This is a genomic window from Candidatus Eisenbacteria bacterium, from assembly GCA_016867715.1.
GTDB lineage: Bacteria > Orphanbacterota > Orphanbacteria > Orphanbacterales > Orphanbacteraceae > VGIW01.
Genome location: VGIW01000015.1, coordinates 34780 through 52282 on the forward strand (window position 1 = coordinate 34780; position 17503 = coordinate 52282).

At 67.3% G+C, this 17503-nt stretch carries 18 protein-coding genes and 1 tRNA gene; 1 reads left to right on the forward strand and 18 read right to left on the reverse strand.

Annotation, left to right across the window (positions count from 1 at the left end):
* Positions 1 to 31: 31 nt before the first annotated feature.
* From FJY73_04820 to FJY73_04900, 17 genes are all read right to left on the reverse strand, one after another.
* A complete protein-coding gene (locus tag FJY73_04820; protein MBM3319980.1) occupies positions 32 to 766 on the reverse strand; it encodes a hypothetical protein in 735 nt (244 codons plus the stop codon).
* 415 nt (positions 767 to 1181) lie between these two features.
* Positions 1182 to 1255 (reverse strand) — tRNA-Val (locus FJY73_04825).
* 33 nt (positions 1256 to 1288) lie between these two features.
* A complete protein-coding gene (locus FJY73_04830; protein MBM3319981.1) occupies positions 1289 to 1510 on the reverse strand; it encodes a hypothetical protein in 222 nt (73 codons plus the stop codon).
* Between the two features lie 58 nt (positions 1511 to 1568).
* Positions 1569 to 2576, reverse strand: coding sequence for an endolytic transglycosylase MltG (gene mltG, locus FJY73_04835; protein ID MBM3319982.1), 1008 nt, complete (start codon positions 2574 to 2576; stop codon positions 1569 to 1571).
* 4 nt (positions 2577 to 2580) lie between these two features.
* On the reverse strand, positions 2581 to 3072 hold the full coding sequence (ruvX, locus tag FJY73_04840; protein MBM3319983.1) for a Holliday junction resolvase RuvX: 492 nt from the start codon (positions 3070 to 3072) through the stop codon (positions 2581 to 2583).
* Positions 3073 to 3075: 3 nt separating this feature from the next.
* Entirely contained in the window at positions 3076 to 3942 is an 867-nt protein-coding gene (locus tag FJY73_04845; protein ID MBM3319984.1) for a hypothetical protein, read from the reverse strand.
* Positions 3939 to 4829, reverse strand: coding sequence for an ABC transporter ATP-binding protein (locus FJY73_04850; protein MBM3319985.1), 891 nt, complete (start codon positions 4827 to 4829; stop codon positions 3939 to 3941). Before FJY73_04850 ends, FJY73_04845 begins: the two co-directional genes overlap by 4 nt.
* Positions 4826 to 7087, reverse strand: a complete 2262-nt coding sequence (locus FJY73_04855; GenBank protein MBM3319986.1) for a SpoIIE family protein phosphatase — start codon at positions 7085 to 7087, stop codon at positions 4826 to 4828. The genes FJY73_04850 and FJY73_04855 overlap by 4 nt, the downstream gene beginning before the upstream one ends.
* 65 nt (positions 7088 to 7152) lie before the next feature.
* Positions 7153 to 7602: an ATP-binding protein gene (locus tag FJY73_04860; protein ID MBM3319987.1), complete on the reverse strand. Its 450-nt coding sequence runs from the start codon at positions 7600 to 7602 to the stop codon at positions 7153 to 7155.
* A 5-nt stretch (positions 7603 to 7607) separates the two neighbouring features.
* Positions 7608 to 7952, reverse strand: a complete 345-nt coding sequence (locus tag FJY73_04865; GenBank protein ID MBM3319988.1) for an STAS domain-containing protein — start codon at positions 7950 to 7952, stop codon at positions 7608 to 7610.
* A gap of 306 nt (positions 7953 to 8258) precedes the next feature.
* Positions 8259 to 9251 (reverse strand): RluA family pseudouridine synthase, encoded by a 993-nt coding sequence (locus FJY73_04870; protein ID MBM3319989.1) that lies wholly within the window; start codon positions 9249 to 9251, stop codon positions 8259 to 8261.
* Complete coding sequence (gene lspA, locus FJY73_04875) at positions 9226 to 9744, reverse strand: signal peptidase II (GenBank protein MBM3319990.1); 519 nt, start codon at positions 9742 to 9744, stop codon at positions 9226 to 9228. Before lspA ends, FJY73_04870 begins: the two co-directional genes overlap by 26 nt.
* Entirely contained in the window at positions 9741 to 10115 is a 375-nt protein-coding gene (locus FJY73_04880) for a TraR/DksA C4-type zinc finger protein (protein ID MBM3319991.1), read from the reverse strand. The genes lspA and FJY73_04880 overlap by 4 nt, the downstream gene beginning before the upstream one ends.
* A complete protein-coding gene (locus FJY73_04885; protein MBM3319992.1) occupies positions 10112 to 13303 on the reverse strand; it encodes an isoleucine--tRNA ligase in 3192 nt (1063 codons plus the stop codon). The genes FJY73_04880 and FJY73_04885 overlap by 4 nt, the downstream gene beginning before the upstream one ends.
* A gap of 40 nt (positions 13304 to 13343) precedes the next feature.
* A complete protein-coding gene (locus tag FJY73_04890) occupies positions 13344 to 13979 on the reverse strand; it encodes a DivIVA domain-containing protein (protein ID MBM3319993.1) in 636 nt (211 codons plus the stop codon).
* 124 nt (positions 13980 to 14103) lie between these two features.
* A complete protein-coding gene (locus FJY73_04895; GenBank protein MBM3319994.1) occupies positions 14104 to 14469 on the reverse strand; it encodes a YggT family protein in 366 nt (121 codons plus the stop codon).
* A gap of 322 nt (positions 14470 to 14791) precedes the next feature.
* Positions 14792 to 15508, reverse strand: coding sequence for a YggS family pyridoxal phosphate-dependent enzyme (locus FJY73_04900; GenBank protein MBM3319995.1), 717 nt, complete (start codon positions 15506 to 15508; stop codon positions 14792 to 14794).
* A gap of 114 nt (positions 15509 to 15622) precedes the next feature.
* Between FJY73_04900 and FJY73_04905 the strand changes: the two genes are divergently transcribed.
* Complete coding sequence (locus FJY73_04905; protein MBM3319996.1) at positions 15623 to 16885, forward strand: hypothetical protein; 1263 nt, start codon at positions 15623 to 15625, stop codon at positions 16883 to 16885.
* Positions 16886 to 17070: 185 nt separating this feature from the next.
* On the opposite strand, the gene FJY73_04910 is transcribed toward FJY73_04905, so the two are convergent.
* The coding region (locus FJY73_04910; GenBank protein MBM3319997.1) for a hypothetical protein at positions 17071 to 17503 on the reverse strand (433 nt) is incomplete at its 5' end.

Consider the following 17503-nt stretch of genomic DNA (forward strand, 5'->3'; position numbering starts at 1 on the left):
GGGGGCTGTCGATTCGGAGAGAATCAAGACACTAGTAGATCTGGTCGCAGTCCAACCCCATGCTCGTGTTCCGAGTCAGCGTGAAGCTGACACCCGCGCCGCCCGGGCAAACATCGCCCGCGTTCACGCGGGGCGCGTAGATGAACGTGTCCTGGAAGTTAACCGAGTTCGTTGCCCCGCAGGCCCGGAAGTCACCCGAGTAGCCGGCTCCGGCGTTCACGAAGGGCGCGAACTTGAACGTGTCCTGGAAGTTCACGTTCCCCGTGCCGTTGAAGTCCACCGACTTGACGCAGAGCGTGTCGAAGTTGTTGGAGAGCTCGACGCTCGGGTCCCCGCAGAGGGCCGTGACCTTCCAGTTGAGGGCGAACTTCGCTCCGCCGCCGCCGTAGAGATCGAACGCCACCACGCCGTTCGCGTTGGTCGCGGCGGTCCGAGAGGCGGTCCCGCAGATCCGGCCGTTCACCGACGTCGGCGACCCGAGATCGTTGTTCGGGTCGAACTGGCCGGAGAGGTCGAGGCGCACGTTGCAGGTCGGAACGGGCGCCGAGAGGCAGTCGCGCACGGTCACGCGGATCCAAACCTTCTCATAGGTGCCGGCCGGGCTCCACACTACGTTGCATGTGGCGCAGGGAAGCCCGGTCCCGGACACGCGCTGAAAGGCCATCACCGTGCTCGAGTACGCCGCGCAGGGAAGGCCCGCGAACGCCGTGGTCGCGAACCCGAACGCGAAGAGAGCGAGCAGTCCGAACATCAACCCTTTTCTCATTGCTACCTCCTGCAGGAAAGTTCCAGCGATCGTTCCTTCCCGGTTCTCCGGGCGCTCACACACATCTATCGTCTGGGCCTGTGGCGGAGCCACGAGGACCTATCCAGGATGAAAGCTTCCCCGCACCTCCTTTCGGCAGATTGATGGGTATAGGCAAGGGAGAACTCAATCGCGATTCTGGTAGCGCTGGTACTATACCAAACTCCCTTTCCGCCTGTCAACCGTAAAACCTCAGCCCTCCGATAGGTTACGCGACAGGCAATCGGCTCCACACCTGGAAGAAACTCTACCAGAAGACGGCCGGGAAGTCAACGGGTTTGTCCGGTTAACTCCAATCTTCATCGGATCCTCGAAGGTTCCTGATGATCGTTCCGATCGTCCCGATCCGGGGAGCCCGGCCAGCCGGGTCTGCGCGTGGGCGAAGCAGGATTCGAACCTGCGGCCTCCTGCTTGTAAGGCAGGCGCTCTCACCATCTGAGCTATCCGCCCGGACGTGATTCCGGCCTAACATACTATCGGACACTATTTTACCGCGATCGCAAGGGGAAGGATCACGCAGTACCCGGCGACGAGGAGGATCGGCGCCAGCGTGATCGAGTTCTTGCTGAGGAGGAGGTAGCCGAGGAGGATGAAGAAGATCCCGACCCCAAAGAGGATGTAGTTCCGCTGCCCGAACGCGAGCCCGTCCTCGGTCCTTGCCGCGGGGCGGGCCGGCTTGACCGCTTTCTTCTTCACCTTCGCCACGATTCGTGCCTCCCGGGGATCCTGTTCGTTTCGATTACAGCGGCCTTCGCCCCTCCCGTCAAGGAGAATCACGGAGCGCCTTCGCACTCCTCTTCGCGCGGCCGTGCTCTTCCGCAGTCGCGGTGAAGACGTGCCGCCCCCCCTCTCCCGACGCCACGAAGAAGAGAGCGTCCGAATCCTCGGCCGGATGGAGAGCCGCGCGGATCGACGCCTCCCCGGGGGAGCAGATCGGCCCCGGCGGGAGGCCCGGGTTCTTGTACGTGTTGTACGGAGAGTCGATCGCGAGATCCGCGAGGAGGGGCGCCTCCCGCGTTCCGAGCGCGTACTGCACCGTCGGGTCCGCCTGGAGCTTCCAACCGAGGCGAAGCCGGTTGTGGTAGACCGCCGCGATCAAGGGCCTTTCCTCAGGGAGGACCGCCTCCGACTCGACGATCGAGGCGAGCGTCACCGCCTCGCGCGCCGAGAGACCCATCTCCGCCGCCCGCGCCTCCTCCTCCGCGGAGAACCGTTTTCGAAAGGCCTCAACCATTCGACCCAAAACCAGTTGGAGCGGGTCGGTCGGAAAGAAGAAGTACGTGTCCGGGAAGAGATAGCCCTCGAGCGTCGGCCCGGGCGCGCCGAGGCTCCCCGCCAAGGCCGGCTCGGACGCAACCCGGAGGATCTCCTCTTCCGGGATGGAGAGCGCCGAGGAGAGGATCCGGGCGACCTCCGGGAGGCGGAGCCCCTCGGGGATGGTGACACGGACCGCCTCGTTCGCCCCCCTCTGAAGCAGACGGAGGATCCGCCCGCCCGGCGTCCCCGGGACGATCCGGTAGACCCCCGCACGCACCTTCCGATCGGTCCCCCCGATCCGGCCGACGAGGGTGAACCATCGGGCGTCGTCGAGGATCCCGTGGCTTTTCAGGACCGCGCCGATCGATCCGAGGCCCGCCCCCTCCGGGATCACCACGCGCTCTGCCTCGAGACCCTCGGGAGGCTCGCCTTGATAAAAGCGGTGCACGGCCGCGCCGAAGAGGACGAGGACCGTCGAGAGAGCGAGAGCCGCGGCGAGAGATCGCCCGCTCATCGGTCTAATCCTCCGCCGGCCGCGCGCCGCGCCGGCGATCCAGATACGACTGCAGGATCAGGACGGCGGCGATTCGATCGATCCTCGCCGAGGCCGCCTTCGTCTCTTTCGGGCGCCTTCGCCTCGCGCGCCGTCTCGGCGTCTCCCCCTTCTCCCCTTCGCGGCCGTCGGCGAGGCGAAGCACGCGCTCCGCCTGCGCGGATGTCAGGCGCTCATCCCACGTCTCGACCGGAACCGCGAGGAGCCCCTCGAGGAGCTTCGCGAAGCGGGCCGCGTCCTTCGCCATCTCGCCGACCGTTCCGTCCAGGTTCCGCGGGAGCCCGACGACAACCCGATCCACCCCCCTCTCGACCGCGAGGATCCGAATCGCTTCGAGAAGCGCCTTCTCATCGATCCCGTCGAGAACGGGGAGCGGGAGGGCGAGGATCCCCTCCGGATCGCTCACCGCAACCCCGACCCGCTTCTTTCCGAAATCGATCCCGAGCACGGCTCCCATTCTCTACCAATCCCTTCTACGGAACAGCCGAATCGACCCCCACCAGACGAGCCCGCCCCAGACGGCGGCTCCCGGCAACGACCACCAATCGAAAGAGGGGAAGACCGGGCGTCCGAGCGCGAGGTCGATCCCGACGCTCGTCGCGTTTCCGATCGGCGGGAAGAGGCGGACGAACGCGCGCACGAGGTCCGCCTTCCATCCGATCGGCTCCCCGCCGAGAAACGGCTGAAGGATCGGAAGCCACCAGGGGGCGACGTTCTCCGGAACGTCGACCGCGAAGAGCGAGGACTCGAGAAGATCGAGCGAGAGGACCGCGCTCGCGATCCACACGAGGAGCGCGCCCATCGCCCCCCAACCGCCGCCGAGAAAAAGCCGGAAGAGGACGAGAACGCCGAGGAGGAGTGCCTGGGCGAGGACGATCACCGCCGCCCCCGCCGCGATCTCGGCGCGAAGGCTTCCGGTCCTTGAGAAGAGAAGTATCTCGAAGAGGACGAGAGCCGCCGCCCAGAAGAGAAGAACGACGAGAAGAACCCCCGCCGAGCGGCCGGCCAGGTAGCGCGCGCGGCTGATCGGCGCGGAGAGGGAGAAGGCCGCGCGTCCCGTCTCGGCGTCGCCGAGAACGAGCCCGGCCCCGTGGAAGAGCAGAAAGAGCAGGATCAGAAACGAGACCGCGCGCACCCCGAGACCTATGGCGAGGGCGACCCGCGCGCTCTCGTCGAGATCGACCGGCTCGCCGTTCACGGTGAAGGTCCCCGTCGCCTGGAGCGCGATCCAGAAGAGAGCCGCCGCCCCGGCGAGGAGAAGAAGCGAGAGGGGGAAACCCCTCCCGCGCCGGAAGACGAGGAACACCTCGCGCGCGAGCTCCCTCATCTCGACACCTCCCCGAGCGCGTCCCGAAGGGAAGCGGGGCGGAAGACCGTCTCGCGCGGCGGAAAGCCGCCCTCCTCGAGCGCGCGGACCACCTCGTTCCCCTCGCCGCGATCGGACACGAACACCCGGAGCCTCCGCGCCTCTCGGTTCGCGACGTGCGGCCGCCCGCCGAGGAGCGCGGCCGGTTGTTCGGGAAGCGCCGGGAGAACCAGATCAACGAGAAATGGGGCGGGAAGGAGATCGGCCGGAGGGGCCGCGCGCGTGAGCCGGCCCTTCTCGATCACGCCGACCCGATCGCAGACCCGCTCCACCTCGGAGAGGATGTGCGAGGAGAGGAAGACCGTCGCCCCTTTGCCTTTCGCTTCAATAATCGCATTCTCAATCATCTCGCGCCCGGCGATATCGAGGTCGGCGGTCGGCTCGTCGAGAAGCCAGATCGCCGGCTCGAGCGCGAGAAGGAGAAGGAGCCCGGCGCGCCGCCGCATCCCCTTCGAGAAGGCGGCAAGCTCGCCGTCCATCCGGTTCGAGAGACCGGCCCGCTCGGCCGCGTGCGGAAGGCGCGAGAGGTCGCGGCCGCGGAGACGGATCTGGACGCGCGCCCACTCGCCGAGCCGGAGCCCGCTCGGGAAGAGGAGATCCTCGGGGAGGTAACCGACCGCGCGGCGGCTCTCGGCGCGAGAGGCGGGGACTCCCGCGAGAAGGACCTCCCCCCGGTCCGGGCGCGCGAGGGAGGCCGCGATCCGGATCGCGGTCGTTTTTCCCGCCCCGTTCGGACCGAGAAATCCGAACACCTCTCCCCTCTCGACGGAGAGATCGAGATCGACGAGCGCGGGGAGCGCACCGAAGCTTTTCGAGACGCTGCGCCAGACGATCCCGCCTCCGCTCATGCGCCCCCTCCGCTCGCGCCCCCGCGAAGAACGATCAGCGTGAAGTCGTCCGCGTGCCGGTCGCTTCCGGCGAAGCGCGCGACCTCCCCCCGCACCGCCTCGACGATCTCGGCAGCGCTCCGCGCGCAGTGCCTCCGGACCGTTTCGACGAGACGCGTCTCGCCGAACTCCTCCTCGCCGCGCGCCTCCTCGGTGACCCCGTCGGTGTAGAAGATCGCGAGATCCCCCTTGGCCACGCGGACCGTCCCCTCGCCGTAGGAGGCATCCTCGGCGAAGCCGAGCACGAGCCCCCCCTCCGCGAGCGTCTCGATCCGTCCGTCCGCGCGAAGGACGAAGGGGCTGTTGTGCCCTCCATTGCAGAAGCGGATGACGCCCTCCTCCCTCCGATAGACGCCGAAGAAGAAGGTCGCGAACTGCTCGACGGAAGTCGAGCGGCAGAGGACCCGGTTCAGCCTCCCCACGAGCTCCGCCGCGCGCGCCGCCCGGCTCATTTGCACGTGAAGGGCCGCGTGAAGCATCGACATGAGAAGCGCGGCGGGGATCCCCTTCCCCGACACGTCCCCGACCGCGATGCCGAGATCCCCGCTCTCCATCGGGATGAGATCGTAGTAGTCCCCGCCGACCTGACGGCTCGGGACGTTGATCGCGGCGACGTCGATCCCGTCGACGCGCGGGCTCCGCCTGGGGACGATCGACTCTTGCACCGAGCGCGCAAGGGCGATCTCCTCGTCCACGAGGCGGCGCTCGACCGCCTCTTCGTGGAGGCGCGCGTTTCGCGCCGTGAAGCCGATCTGCGTTCCGAGCATCGAGAGGAGCCCGATCTCCTCTCCCGTGTAACGACTCCCGGTGATCTTCGGCCCGAGCGCGAGAAAGCCGAGACCATCCCCCCCGCCGGGGAGATGGACGGGGACGACGACCTCCGCGCGAAGACGGAGAAGCGCCTCGCGAACCTCCTCTCGCTCCTCCGCGGCGACCGGCTCCTCCGCGAGATCGCGCGCGGGGGCAGGCTCGCGCAGGCCGTCGGCGGCGCGGACGATCGGATGGCTCGCCTCGAACGCGGCGGGAGTCTTCTCGCTCGACCCATGCTCCAGATAGCGCTCTCCGCTCCGGTCCCGCAGGAAGAGACGGACATCGTCCACGGCAAGCGCGTCCCGGAGCGACCGGACGATCCGGTTCGAAACGAGCGCGAGGTCGAACGCCGTCGTCATCTCGCGGCTGAGATCGCGGAGGATCCCCAGATGCGCGGCGCGCTCCCCCGCGAGCACACGGTCGACCGCCCGTTCGACGCGGCCGAGGATCGGGTGGAAGAAGACGATCGCGAGAAGAACAAAGAGGCCTTGGAAGAAGGGGATCGCGGTTCCCGCCTGGACGTGAAGAACCCGGTCCATCTGCCGGGCGAGAAGAAGGAAGCCGGCGACGAGCGCGCCGAACGTGAGCGAGAAGAGGAACGCCCGGCGGAAGACCGTTCCCACCTCAAGGAAGCTCGCGCGGACGATCGCGAAGCCGATCGCTCCGGTGCCGACGAGAAGGGCCGCCGTGACGAGAACCGTGCGCGTCCCCTCCGGGAGCGTCGCCGCGAAGAGGTTCGGGAGCGGTACGGCGATCGCGTAGAGACCGACGCAGCTTCCGAGACCGAAGAGAACCGCGCGGAGCTGCCGCCGGATCTTGGGGACGCGGGTTTCCCGAAAAGAGCGCGCGAGGAGGTAGATCGCGAGCGTCACGAGGAGAACGTCGAGAAAGGAGAAGAACCGGATGTGGAAGCGGGCGAGAAGCCGGAGCGCAAGCGCCCCGAGGCCGATCCCGAGGCGGAAAAACTCCCCGAACGCCCCGCCGATCCCGAAGGGGGCGGACGGCTCGAAGCGCGCGAGGGCCGGCCCCATCCTCCCGAGAAAGAGGAGAAGCGCGAGATGGAACACGTACGGAAGATAGAGGAGCCAAGGGAGCGAGGGGCGGCGCGCGAGAAGGGGATGCTCGCGCGGAAAGACGAGAGCGAAGAGAAGGAGCGACGGGAAGAAGAGCTCCCACACGTAGGCGAAGGTCGTCGCGAGATCGGTCCCGAGGAACGGCGTTCCGCCCTTCGTCCCGAGGAGCATGCCGAGCCCGCCGATGAGCGGCCCGAACCCGCCGAAGAACATCATCGCGGCGGCGACCCGACGGAGGCGTTCGCCCGGGGCCTCGCGGAGGATGACGATGCCGAAGAGGAAGACGGCGCTTCCGCAGACGAGATAAAGGGAGGCGCCGACCAAGGTCCAGTTCATCGCAAGCCGCACCCTGAAGGGGGTGTGCGAGGGACGGCGCGGGATCGGCGGACCTTCGGGTCCGGTCAGCCTTCCTTCCGGTGCGCGGGCCCCAGCATCTTGCTCATCGTAACGGTCGTCCCGCGGGAAGGTTCGATCGCGAACCGCACTTCATCCATGAACGTCCGAAGAATGAAGATCCCACGCCCTCTCTCGCGCATGAGGTTCTCGGGGTCCCGCGGGTCGGCGACGGAATCCGGATCGAAGCCCGTTCCCTGGTCCGAGACCTCGATCTCGAGCCGCTCCGGTTTCGACCGGAACCGGATGCGGACCTTCTTCCTCCGGTCGTTCTTGTTGCCGTGCTCGATCGCGTTCGTGCACGCCTCGATCACGGAGCTGCCGATCGCGTCCCGGACCTCGCGCGCGACCCCGAGACGTTCGGAGATCTCTTCCGCCACGGCGTTCACGAGAGAGAGATACTCGAGCGAGCTCGGAACGACGAGCTCGACGTTCTCCCAGCCGCCGGAAGGGTTCATCGGACCTACTCGCTCCCGAACGTGACGAGCGCTTCATCCTCGGTGGGGTACGTTTCGAACACGGTCGAGAGTTTCGTGATCATGAGGACGGATTCGATCCTCTCCGCGACGCTCGCGAGCTTGAGAACGCCGCCGCCGTTCTTCACCGACGTGTACCCCGAGATGAGGATCCCGAGCCCCGTCGAGTTGATCCACGAGAGGTTCCCGAGGTTAAGGAGGATCTTCTTCCTTCCGTCGGCGAGGAGCTGCTTGACCAGGTTCTGGAAGGTCGCCGCGTCCTCTCCCCCCATCAGCTTGCCGGAAAGCTCCAGAACGGTGACATCTCGAATGTCTCGACGTTTAATGTTCACTTCTCGCCCCCTTCTAGCCTGGATTATGCACGCGTTTCCTGCTGCGGCTGTGGATCTCCCTTCGCGCTTCCGCGCTCCGGGAGCTTCCTCGGCGACCCGTCCCCCCGGGACGGGTGCCCGCCTCGGTCGCGCGAGGAGACGCCTACGAGGCCTCCCTTCCGTCGCCGCTTCCTCAACGTAGTGCCGAGACTACGTTTCCGGGAGCGGCTCGTCCAGGTCGGCCTCTCGGCTCGCGGTCCGCATCCTCGCGACGGAAACGTGTGCATAATCCAGGCTTCCGATCCGTCCCTCGAACGCACTCCGTTTCTAGGATCGATGCCCGCCGCGCCGCTCCTCCCGCCGGAGGATCGAGAGGAGCCCCGCGAAGTCGCTCGGCGCTTCCGCCTCGAACGCCATCTCCGCGCCGGTGCGCGGATGCCGGAAGCGGAGCCGCCAGGCGTGGAGCGCTTGCCGGTCGATCGCTTCGAGCGCCCGCTCCGCCGAGCGACGGTGCTCGCTCGGCAGCGCCGCGAGCGCCTTCCGCCTCCCGCCGTACTCCGGATCGCCGAAGACCGGGTGCCCGGCGTGCGCGAAGTGGACCCGGATCTGATGCGTCCGCCCCGACTCGAGCGCCACCTCCGTGAGACAAGCGTAAAGGAAACGCTCCCGCGACGTAAACCGGGAAACCGCCTCCTTCCCCTTCTCCGTCACCGCCATCTTTTTCCGATCGCGCCGGGAGCGCCCGATCGGCGCGCGGATCACTCCCTTGTCGGGGGGAAAGCCCCAGACGACGGCGAGGTACTGCCGTTCGACATCTCGTCTCTCGATCGCGCGCGAAAGCGCGAGGTGCGCCTCCCGGGTCTTCGCCGCGACGAGAAGTCCCGACGTGTCCTTGTCGAGCCGGTGAACGATCCCCGGTCGGACCGCCTCTCCGGCGTCGGAGAGGGTCCCGCACCGGGAGAGAAGCGCGTGCACGAGCGTTCCGGTGCGAACCCCCGCGCCCGGATGCACGACCATCCCCGCCGGCTTGACGACGACGATGAGGTCCTCATCCTCGTGGCGCACGTCGAGAGGGATCGCCTCCGGCACGAGGGCGGACGGCTCGGGAGGGGGGAGCGTTATCGTCACCGTCTCCCCCGCGGCGAGCTTGCGGCTCGCCCGCGCCGTCTTCCCGTCCACGAGGACCCTCCCCTCGCGGATCAGCTTCTGGCCGAAGGCGCGCGAGGGGAGCCCCGCGTCCTCCGCGAGAAACCGGTCGAGGCGGACCGCATCCCTCTCCGGAGGCACCAGGACCCTAACCGAGCGCGTCTCCTCCCGCATCCGTTTGCTTTCCATCGAAAGGATCGCCGGATCTCATCGATAGGAGAAAGAAGAGGGCGACGCCGGCGACGACCCAGGCGTCCGCCAGGTTGAACACCGGCCAGCGAAGGTCGCCGACGCCGACATCGAGAAAATCGATCACGCGTCCGAAGCGGAGGCGGTCGATCAGGTTGCCGATCGCGCCGCCGAGAACGAGGCCGATCGCCGTCCGCCCGCCCGGCGTGCGGATCCGCCCGCGCGCGGCGAGATAACCGAGCACGGCGACCGCCGCGATCGAGAGGACGGTGTAGAGGTTCCCGTGGTCGCGGAAGAGGCCGAACGCCCCGCCGGGATTCTGAACATGCGTGATCCGGAAGACGTCGCCGGCGACAGGGACCGAACGGCCGAGATCCAGCCTGGAGGCGACGATCGCCTTCGCGGCTTGGTCGAGGAGGAGCGCGCCCGCCCCGACGAGAACGGAAAAGAGAAGCCCGAGACGGGCCGGGGTCTTCACGGTCCCGATTGCCCTTCCTTCTCCTTGCACGCGGCGCAAAGACGCGCGTGGGGAACGATCTCGAGTCGCCCCTCGGGGATCGGCTCCCCGCAATCCTCGCAGATCCCGTACGTTCCGACGCGGATCCGCTCGAGCGCCTGATCGATATGATAGAGAAGACGCGTATCGCGGGAGGCGAAGTGGAACGCCTTCTCCCGCTCCATCGCGTCGGTCCCGAGATCCGCCATGTGGAACGAATAGGCGGAGAGATCGCCCGCGGCGTCCCTCTGCGTCTGGTTCGACGACGACTGATGCCGCTCGAGAGCGCGGAGCAGCTTCGCGCGCTCCTCGAGGAGGCGCTCCTCGAAGTGCGCGAGTTCCTTCTTGTTCACCTCTTGTCCCCTTCGCTTTCCGTCCGGCCGGCCGCCGCCGGGGAAACCCGCGAGACGGCGATCCGGGCCGGCTCGCCGTTCAGATCCCACTCCTGGGCGCTCTCCCCCCGCGCCTCGCCCCGCTCGAGGGAGACGGTGAGAGTGTCCGAGCGGATCTGATCGGAATGACGGTCCACGGCACGCGCGAGCCGATCGCTCCCCTCGTACACGACGCGGACTCGATCGACGACCTCGAACCCGGCTTCTTTACGCATGAATTGAATCTTGTTCACCATCTCTCGGGCGAATCCCTCCATGAGAAGGTCCTCGTCGAGAGACGTATCGAGGAAAAGAACCGTGCGCTCTCCCCGTTCCATTTCGTAGGTACCGGCCCCCTTCTCCTCCGTCTCGAGATGCGAGGGGCCGAGGAGGACCGCCTGCCCGTCCACCTCGATCTCCCCTCTCCCCTCGTCCCGAATCCGCCGCACCGCCTCGGAGGGGAGGGCGCGGATCGCCGCGGCGACCTTTCCCGCGAGAGGGCCGAACTCGGGGCCGAGAACGGAGAAGACCGGCTTCGCCGAGAGGCGGAGAAGGGGACCCGCGTCCCTCGCGATCTCGAGCGCGCGGGCGTTCAGCTCCTCGCGCACCGGCCCCAGCATCCGCTCGAGCCGGCGGATCGACTCCTCGTCGGGTAGGACGACCACGATGCGCCGCACCGGCTGGCGGGTCTTGATCGATCTTCGCATCCGAACCGCGCGGCCGAGGTTCGCGACCTCGCGCGAGAGATCGACCGCCGCCTCGAGGTCCGCGTCGATCCGCGTCCCGTCCGGTTCGGGGTACGACGCGAGATGAACCGACTCCGGCTCGTTCGGATGGAAAGGCGGGACGAGGGCGCGATAGACCTCTTCGCTCACGAACGGGACGATCGGAGCGAGGAGCTTCGAGAGGACGACGAGCGTCTCGTAAAGCGTCTCGAACGCGGCGCGCTTCTCGGCGTCCATGCCGCTCTTCCAGAAACGCTTCCGGTTCCGCCGCACGTACCAATTGCTGAGGTCGTCGATGACGAACTCCTGGAGGGCGCGCCCGGCCCGCGTGAGATCGTATCGGTCGAGCGCGGCCCCGGCCTCGCGAGAGGCCCTGTCGAGGCGCGAGAGGACCCAGCGGTCCATATCGGTCCGGCCCGATTCCCTCTCGCCGCGCGCGGACGGGTCGAACCGATCGAGCGACGCGTAGAGAAGAAAGAACGAGAGCGTGTTCCGGAGCGTGTCGACGAACGGGTATCCCACCTCGCGCACCGTTCCGACGCTGAAGCGGCGCGGCACCCAGAGCGGCTGGCTCCAGACGAGGTACCACCGGAGAGCGTCGGCGCCGTATTTTCTCAGGATCTCCCACGGATCGACGACGTTCCCCTTCGTCTTCGACATCTTCTTCCCTTCCTCGTCGAGCACGAGGCCGATGACGAAGCAGCTCTTGTACGAGCTCGTTCCGGAAACGTGCGTGCTGATCGCGAGGAGGGAATGGAACCAGCCGCGCGTCTGATCGGTCCCCTCGCAGATGAACTCGGCGGGGAACTGGTCGGCGAACAACCCCTCCTCATCGAAGGGGAAGCGGTACTGCGCGTAGGGCATGCAGCCGGAATCGAACCAGACATCGATCACTTCCGGCACGCGCTTCATCGCACCGGCGCACGCCTCGCAGCGGATCTCGACCCGATCCGCCCACGGCCGGTGGAGATCGATCGGCTCGGGAAGGGGCGCGGTCGCGCGCCGGCGGAGATCCTCGACGCCGCCGACGGACGCGGTTTCCCCGCACGAGGCGCACCGCCAGATGTTGAGCGGCGTTCCCCAGAAGCGGTCGCGGGAAAGACACCAGTCGACGTTGTTCTCGAGCCACTTGCCGAAGCGGTTCTGCCCGAGCTCGGGCGGGTACCACGCGATTCGTGTGTTCTCCTCCACGAGCCGATCGCGGTAGGCGGTCGTCCGGATGAACCAACTCGCCCGCGCGAAGTAGAGGAGCGGCGTCGCGCAGCGCCAGCAGTGCGGATAGCTGTGCGTGGTCCGCTCCTCGCGAAAGAGAAGGCCGCGCGCAACGAGGTTCCGAATGATCTCCGGATCCGCCTCCTTCACCGGGCGCCCGGCCCACTCGGTCACCGACTCGACGAAGCGGCCGGTCGCGTCGACGAGCGAGATGACCGGAAGCCCCTCTTCCTGGCCGATCCGATAGTCGTCCTCGCCGTACGCGGGGGCGATGTGAACGATGCCGGTCCCCTCCTCGAGCGACACGAAGTCCGCCGCGATCACGCGCCACGCGCGCGGGTCTTCCTCTGCGTAGGGAAAGAGCCTCTCGTAGCGCATCCCGACGAGATCGGCCCCGCGAAACCGCCGCGCGATCCTCGGCGCGTTCTTGAACACAAGCGAGAGACGCGCTTCGGCGAGGATGAGCGTCTCCCCCTCTCCCTCGACCTCGACGTACGTTTCCGCCGGCGCGACGGCGATCGCCGCGTTCGAGGGGAGGGTCCACGGGGTCGTCGTCCACGCGAGGAAGCTCCGGCCCTGCTCTCCCAGGACGCGCATCCGGATCGTGATCGAGGGATCGATCACGTCCGCGTACCCCTGCGAAACCTCGTGGCTCGAGAGAGGCGTTCCGCAGCGCGGGCAGTACGGAACCACCTTGTGCCCCTCGTAGATCAGCCCGGCGTCCCAGAAGCGCTTCAAAACCGCCCAAACCGACTCGATGTATTCGTTCGTGCAGGTCACGTACGGGTTCTTCATGTCCACCCAGAAGCCGATCCGGTCGGACATCCGCTCCCATTCCTCGGAGAAGCGGAAGACCCGCTCGCGACACTTTTGATTGAAACGATCGATTCCGTATTGTTCGATCTGTCCTTTGTTCGTGAAGCCGAGCTCTTTCTCCACCTCGATCTCGACGGGAAGGCCGTGCGTGTCCCACCCGCCCTTCCGAACGACGCGGAACCCTTGCATGGTCCGGAAACGGCAGACGAGATCCTTCACGATGCGGCCCGCGGCATGGTGGATGCCGGGAAGGGCGTTCGCCGTCGGCGGGCCCTCGTAGAAGACGAAGCTCCTCGCGGCCGGGCGCTCGACGCTCTTCCGGAAGATCTCCCGCTCCTTCCAGAAGCGGAGGATCTCCTCTTCGCGTTCGGGGACCGGCGCGGGGTTCGGCTCGGGGAAGCGGGATCGTTCGGTCATGATGTTTCGCGGGTCCTCCGGCGAAACGCCGCGCGCATCGCTACGAGGTTTCGCCGGCGCTCCGGGCGGCCTCCTCGGACCCGGGGAACGCCTCGCGCTCCCCGGGGACGGCGGACGGCGGGCGCGCGCCGGCGCTCTCCTCGGAAGGCTCTCCGCGCATGAGATGGAGATCCTCGAACAGCTCGCGCTGGAGCTCCTCGAGACGGCGGAGATCCTCCTCGCCCTCGTACTCGTTTCTTTTGAGGTCAAGCATCTTGAGCTGGGTCTCCACGAGAAGGCGGAAGCGAGCGAGGAAGTCCCGCCTCTGCTTCGCGAGATCGACCAGATCGCCCCGCACGCTCTCGAGGATGCCGCGCGCGGTCTGGACCGCCTTCTGCGCCCTGAGGTCCGCGTCCTTGAGTCGGATCTCGACCTCCTGATCCGCGTTCTTCTTCGTGTCGCGGGCGACCTTCTCCGCGGTCACAAGAGCGTTCCGCAGGGCTTCCTCGATCCTGCGGTAGTTCTCGAGCTGAATGTCCGACGTGGCGATCCGATCGCGGAGCACCCGGTTCTCCTGCACGACCTCCTCGACCTCGTCGGCGACCATTTCGAGGAACGAGGCGACCTCCTGCTCGTCGAGCCCGCGCAGCGCCTTTCGGAACGTCTGCTTCCGAATGTCGAGGGGAGAGATCTTCATGACGCGGCTCCCTCCTATTCGTCCGTCTCCCGGTCGTTTCGCAGAAACCTCAGCCTATCCGAATTCGCGCCCCCGGCCAAGCGAAATCCTGCGAGGAGAGCGGTTCGGGGCGGCGGCACGGCCCTCAGGCTCTCAAAAAGAAGGCGAGGATCGCCCCCTTGAGGAGGTGGAGGAGTACGAACACGAGAAGCGGGGAAAGGTCGAGCATTCCGAGAGGCGGGAGGATCCCTCGGACCGGGGCGAGCAGCGGCTCGGTCGCCGCGTAGAGGAAGCGAGTGAAGCGACCTCCGCCGTACGGCCCGACGCGGAACCAGGAGAGCAAGATGCGAAGGATGAGAAGGGTCGTGTAGACCGAGACAAGCCCGCAGAGCAGGCGGCCGATCGCCTCGAGGAGCGCGCCGCTCGAAAGAGCGGCCGCGGCGCGGAAGAGCTCGCCGAGAGTGTCGTTCGTCACGCCGACCGCGAAGTAGGCGGCGAGGAGGACGGCCATCATCGCCAGAACGGTCGCCACCGCCCCCGAGGTTCCCGGGGGGAGCATCGCGCGGATCGGGAGAACGAGGAAGTCGCTCGCCCGCGCGATGCGGTGGCGAACGGAGCGCGTCCCGAAGCGGAAACGCTCCGGCCGGAGAAGGAGGCGAAGGACGAGAAGGGAGAGGAATGCGAAGGCGAGCGCGCGGACGGCGAGATGCGCGACTCGAAGAATATCTGAACTATTCATGGTTCAACCTCGCGGAACCTGTTCTTCTCGCGGACATTGTGACGAACACCATCTTCCCCAAGCGTGTCTGTCACCATCTATGGACCCGGCTTGCTCACGCCCGCTCTCCGAAGATCGCGGTCCCCACGCGGACCATCGTCGCCCCCTCCTCGACCGCGATCTCGAAGTCTCCCGACATCCCCATCGAGAGATGGCGCATCGCGATCCCGCCGACCGGATCCGAGCGGAGCGCGTCGAAGAGGCGGCGGAGCGAGCGGAACGCGGCGCGGATTCTCTCCGCGTCGCCGGTGAGCGGCCCGATCGTCATGAGCCCGTCCGGAAGGATGCCGGGAAGCTCCGCGATCCCATCGAGTATCGCCCGCACCCCCTCCGGATCGACGCCCGCCTTCGATTCCTCGCCGGAGACGTTCACCTCGACGAGAACCGGGATCTTCCTCCCGGCCGCCTCCGCTCGGCGCGAGACCGCCTCGGCGAGCCGAACGGAGTCGATCGACTGGATTCGGTCGAACAGCTCCACCGCCTTCCCCGCCTTGTTTCTCTGGAGACTCCCCACCATGTGGCGTTCGGGACCGGCGAGGATCTCCGGCCATTTCGACTCCGCTTCTTGCACCCGGTTCTCTCCGATCGCGGGCGCGCCCGCGCGGATCGCCTCGTTGATCCGATCGGGCGGAACGTTCTTCGTCACCGCGACGAGAAGGACCGCTCCCGGATCGCGCCCCGCGCGCGCGGCGGCGGCGGCGATTCGATCCCGGACTCTGCGGAGATTCTCCTCGATTCCCACGCCGTCACCTCCCGCGCCGCAGGGTACCATCGGCCGCCGGGCGCCGCAACCCGGTGCCGCCCGGAACCTTCAGAGGCCCCCGGTGTGTCGGGAGAGGCGCTTCGAGAGGGGACGAAAGGGGCGTTCTGAGGTAGGATGGGGGACGTGAAGACGACGGCGGACAAGGCGCGCGTTCCGACTCCCACGGGTCCCGTCTCGTACGACGTCCATCCGTTTCTCGATCCGAGGTTCCCGAGCCGCTACGCCCCCCTCGCGCGGATCTGGGTCGCGACGATGCGGCGCGCCCTCGCCGACCCGGTCTACTACGCGGAGATGCTCCGCTCGTACGCCAAGCCGGTGAGCGAGAAGGGGAGCTCGAGCGTCCTTCTCGGGCGTTACTTCCGCGACGCGGACGCGTATCTCGACGATCTTCTCCTTCTCGTCCCCCCCTCCTTCGCGGCCCAGATGCGCCCCCTCCCCGACACGCGGAGGGCAAACGACATGCTCCGCCTCTTCCGCTCGGCGATCGACGGCGAGGACTCGAGGACCCGTTACGAGGCGCAGAGGAAGCTCTATCTCGCGAAGCTTCTCTTCGACGTCGACCACTGCCGGAGCGTTCGGGACGGTCCCCGCCATCAGGCGCGCTTCGAGAGGATCCTCAAGGAGAACCTTTGGGTCGATCTCGTCGGCCATCGGAGCATCGAGGTGTGCTGCCGCTTCGCGGAGGCGAAAGACGGCGAGCAGGCCTTCGAGGTCGGCGTTCCCCCCGATCCAGGAGCGACCTGCTGGCGCTTCCAAGTGAAGATGCTCCCGGCGAAGAACGGCGACGCCGAGGTGCCTATCTACCATTATCGTTCACGCTTCAAGAGAGAGGCGAACCCGGAGCCGGGGCGCCCCTCGAAGAACGGCTTCCTCACGCTGACCGAGAGGCCCCGCTGGCCGGGGCTCGGACGCCGGAGCGGATCGATCGTGAGCAAGATGCTCCGGCGGGGAATCGCCGACCCGCAGATGGTCGAGGATCTCCTCGGCGCGATGTTCATCGTCGGCGATCGGCGCCAGGCGTACGCGCTCGAGCGCCGGCTCATCCACATGCTGGGCGGGCCGCTGCGATGGCGCGATCGGGTCGACACGCTCGCCGGGGAAAAAGACCGCCGCAAGATGGGCGTCCGCTCGTCGAGCGGTTTTCGCGTGCTGAAGTCGATCGTGGATGTCTTGACGGACGACCCGGGCGGGGCCGGCCCGTATTTCTTCGGGGTCGAGGTTCAGATCTTCCCGCTCGAGGACTACCTTCGCACGCTCCACGCGCGCCACTTCGCGAGCCACTACGCGTACAAGAGACGCCAGTTCCTCCACGATCTCCTTCCGATGCTCTTCCCGAGCGAGATCTACGGAAAAGAGACCGCTCACCTGGCCGCCGAATCGAAGTGATCGGTACTAAGTACACAACCCCCGCGCTGAGGAAGCGGCGAAGGAAGGAAGGCCTCGTAGGCGTCTTCTCGCGCGACCGAGGCGGGCACCCGTCCCGGTGGGGCGGGTCGCCGAGGAAGCTCCCGGAGCGCGGGAGCGCGAAGGGAGATCCGCGTCCGCAGTAGAAAACGCGCGCGGAACCCAGGTCACATGGAGGAGAGCTCCTCGATCGTCCGATCGATGAGCCGCTTCGGGAAGATTCCCCCCTCCTCGAACACGCCGCGATCCTTCCGGAGCGCGAGGACTACATCCTCGAAGTTGTGCGGGATCGGCTCCGCGGCGCGGCGATCCCGATCGATCCGGCCCGAGTCGGTCTCCGCGAGGATCTGATCGATCCCCTCTGCCTCGGCGCCCCACGCCACTGCTTGCGCCACGCCGGCGAGGAGAAGATACGGGTGGGCCGATCCGTCGGGGAGACGAAACTCGATCGTCGGCGGGCTCACGAGCCGCCCCTTCTCGGTGCGCGCGGAGATCGGGATCCGGACCAGGGCCCTCCGGTCCGCATCTCCCCACATCACCGAGTGAGGGGATTCCTTCCCCTGCGAGAGCCTCGCGAACGAACCGCCGGTTCGGTTTCCG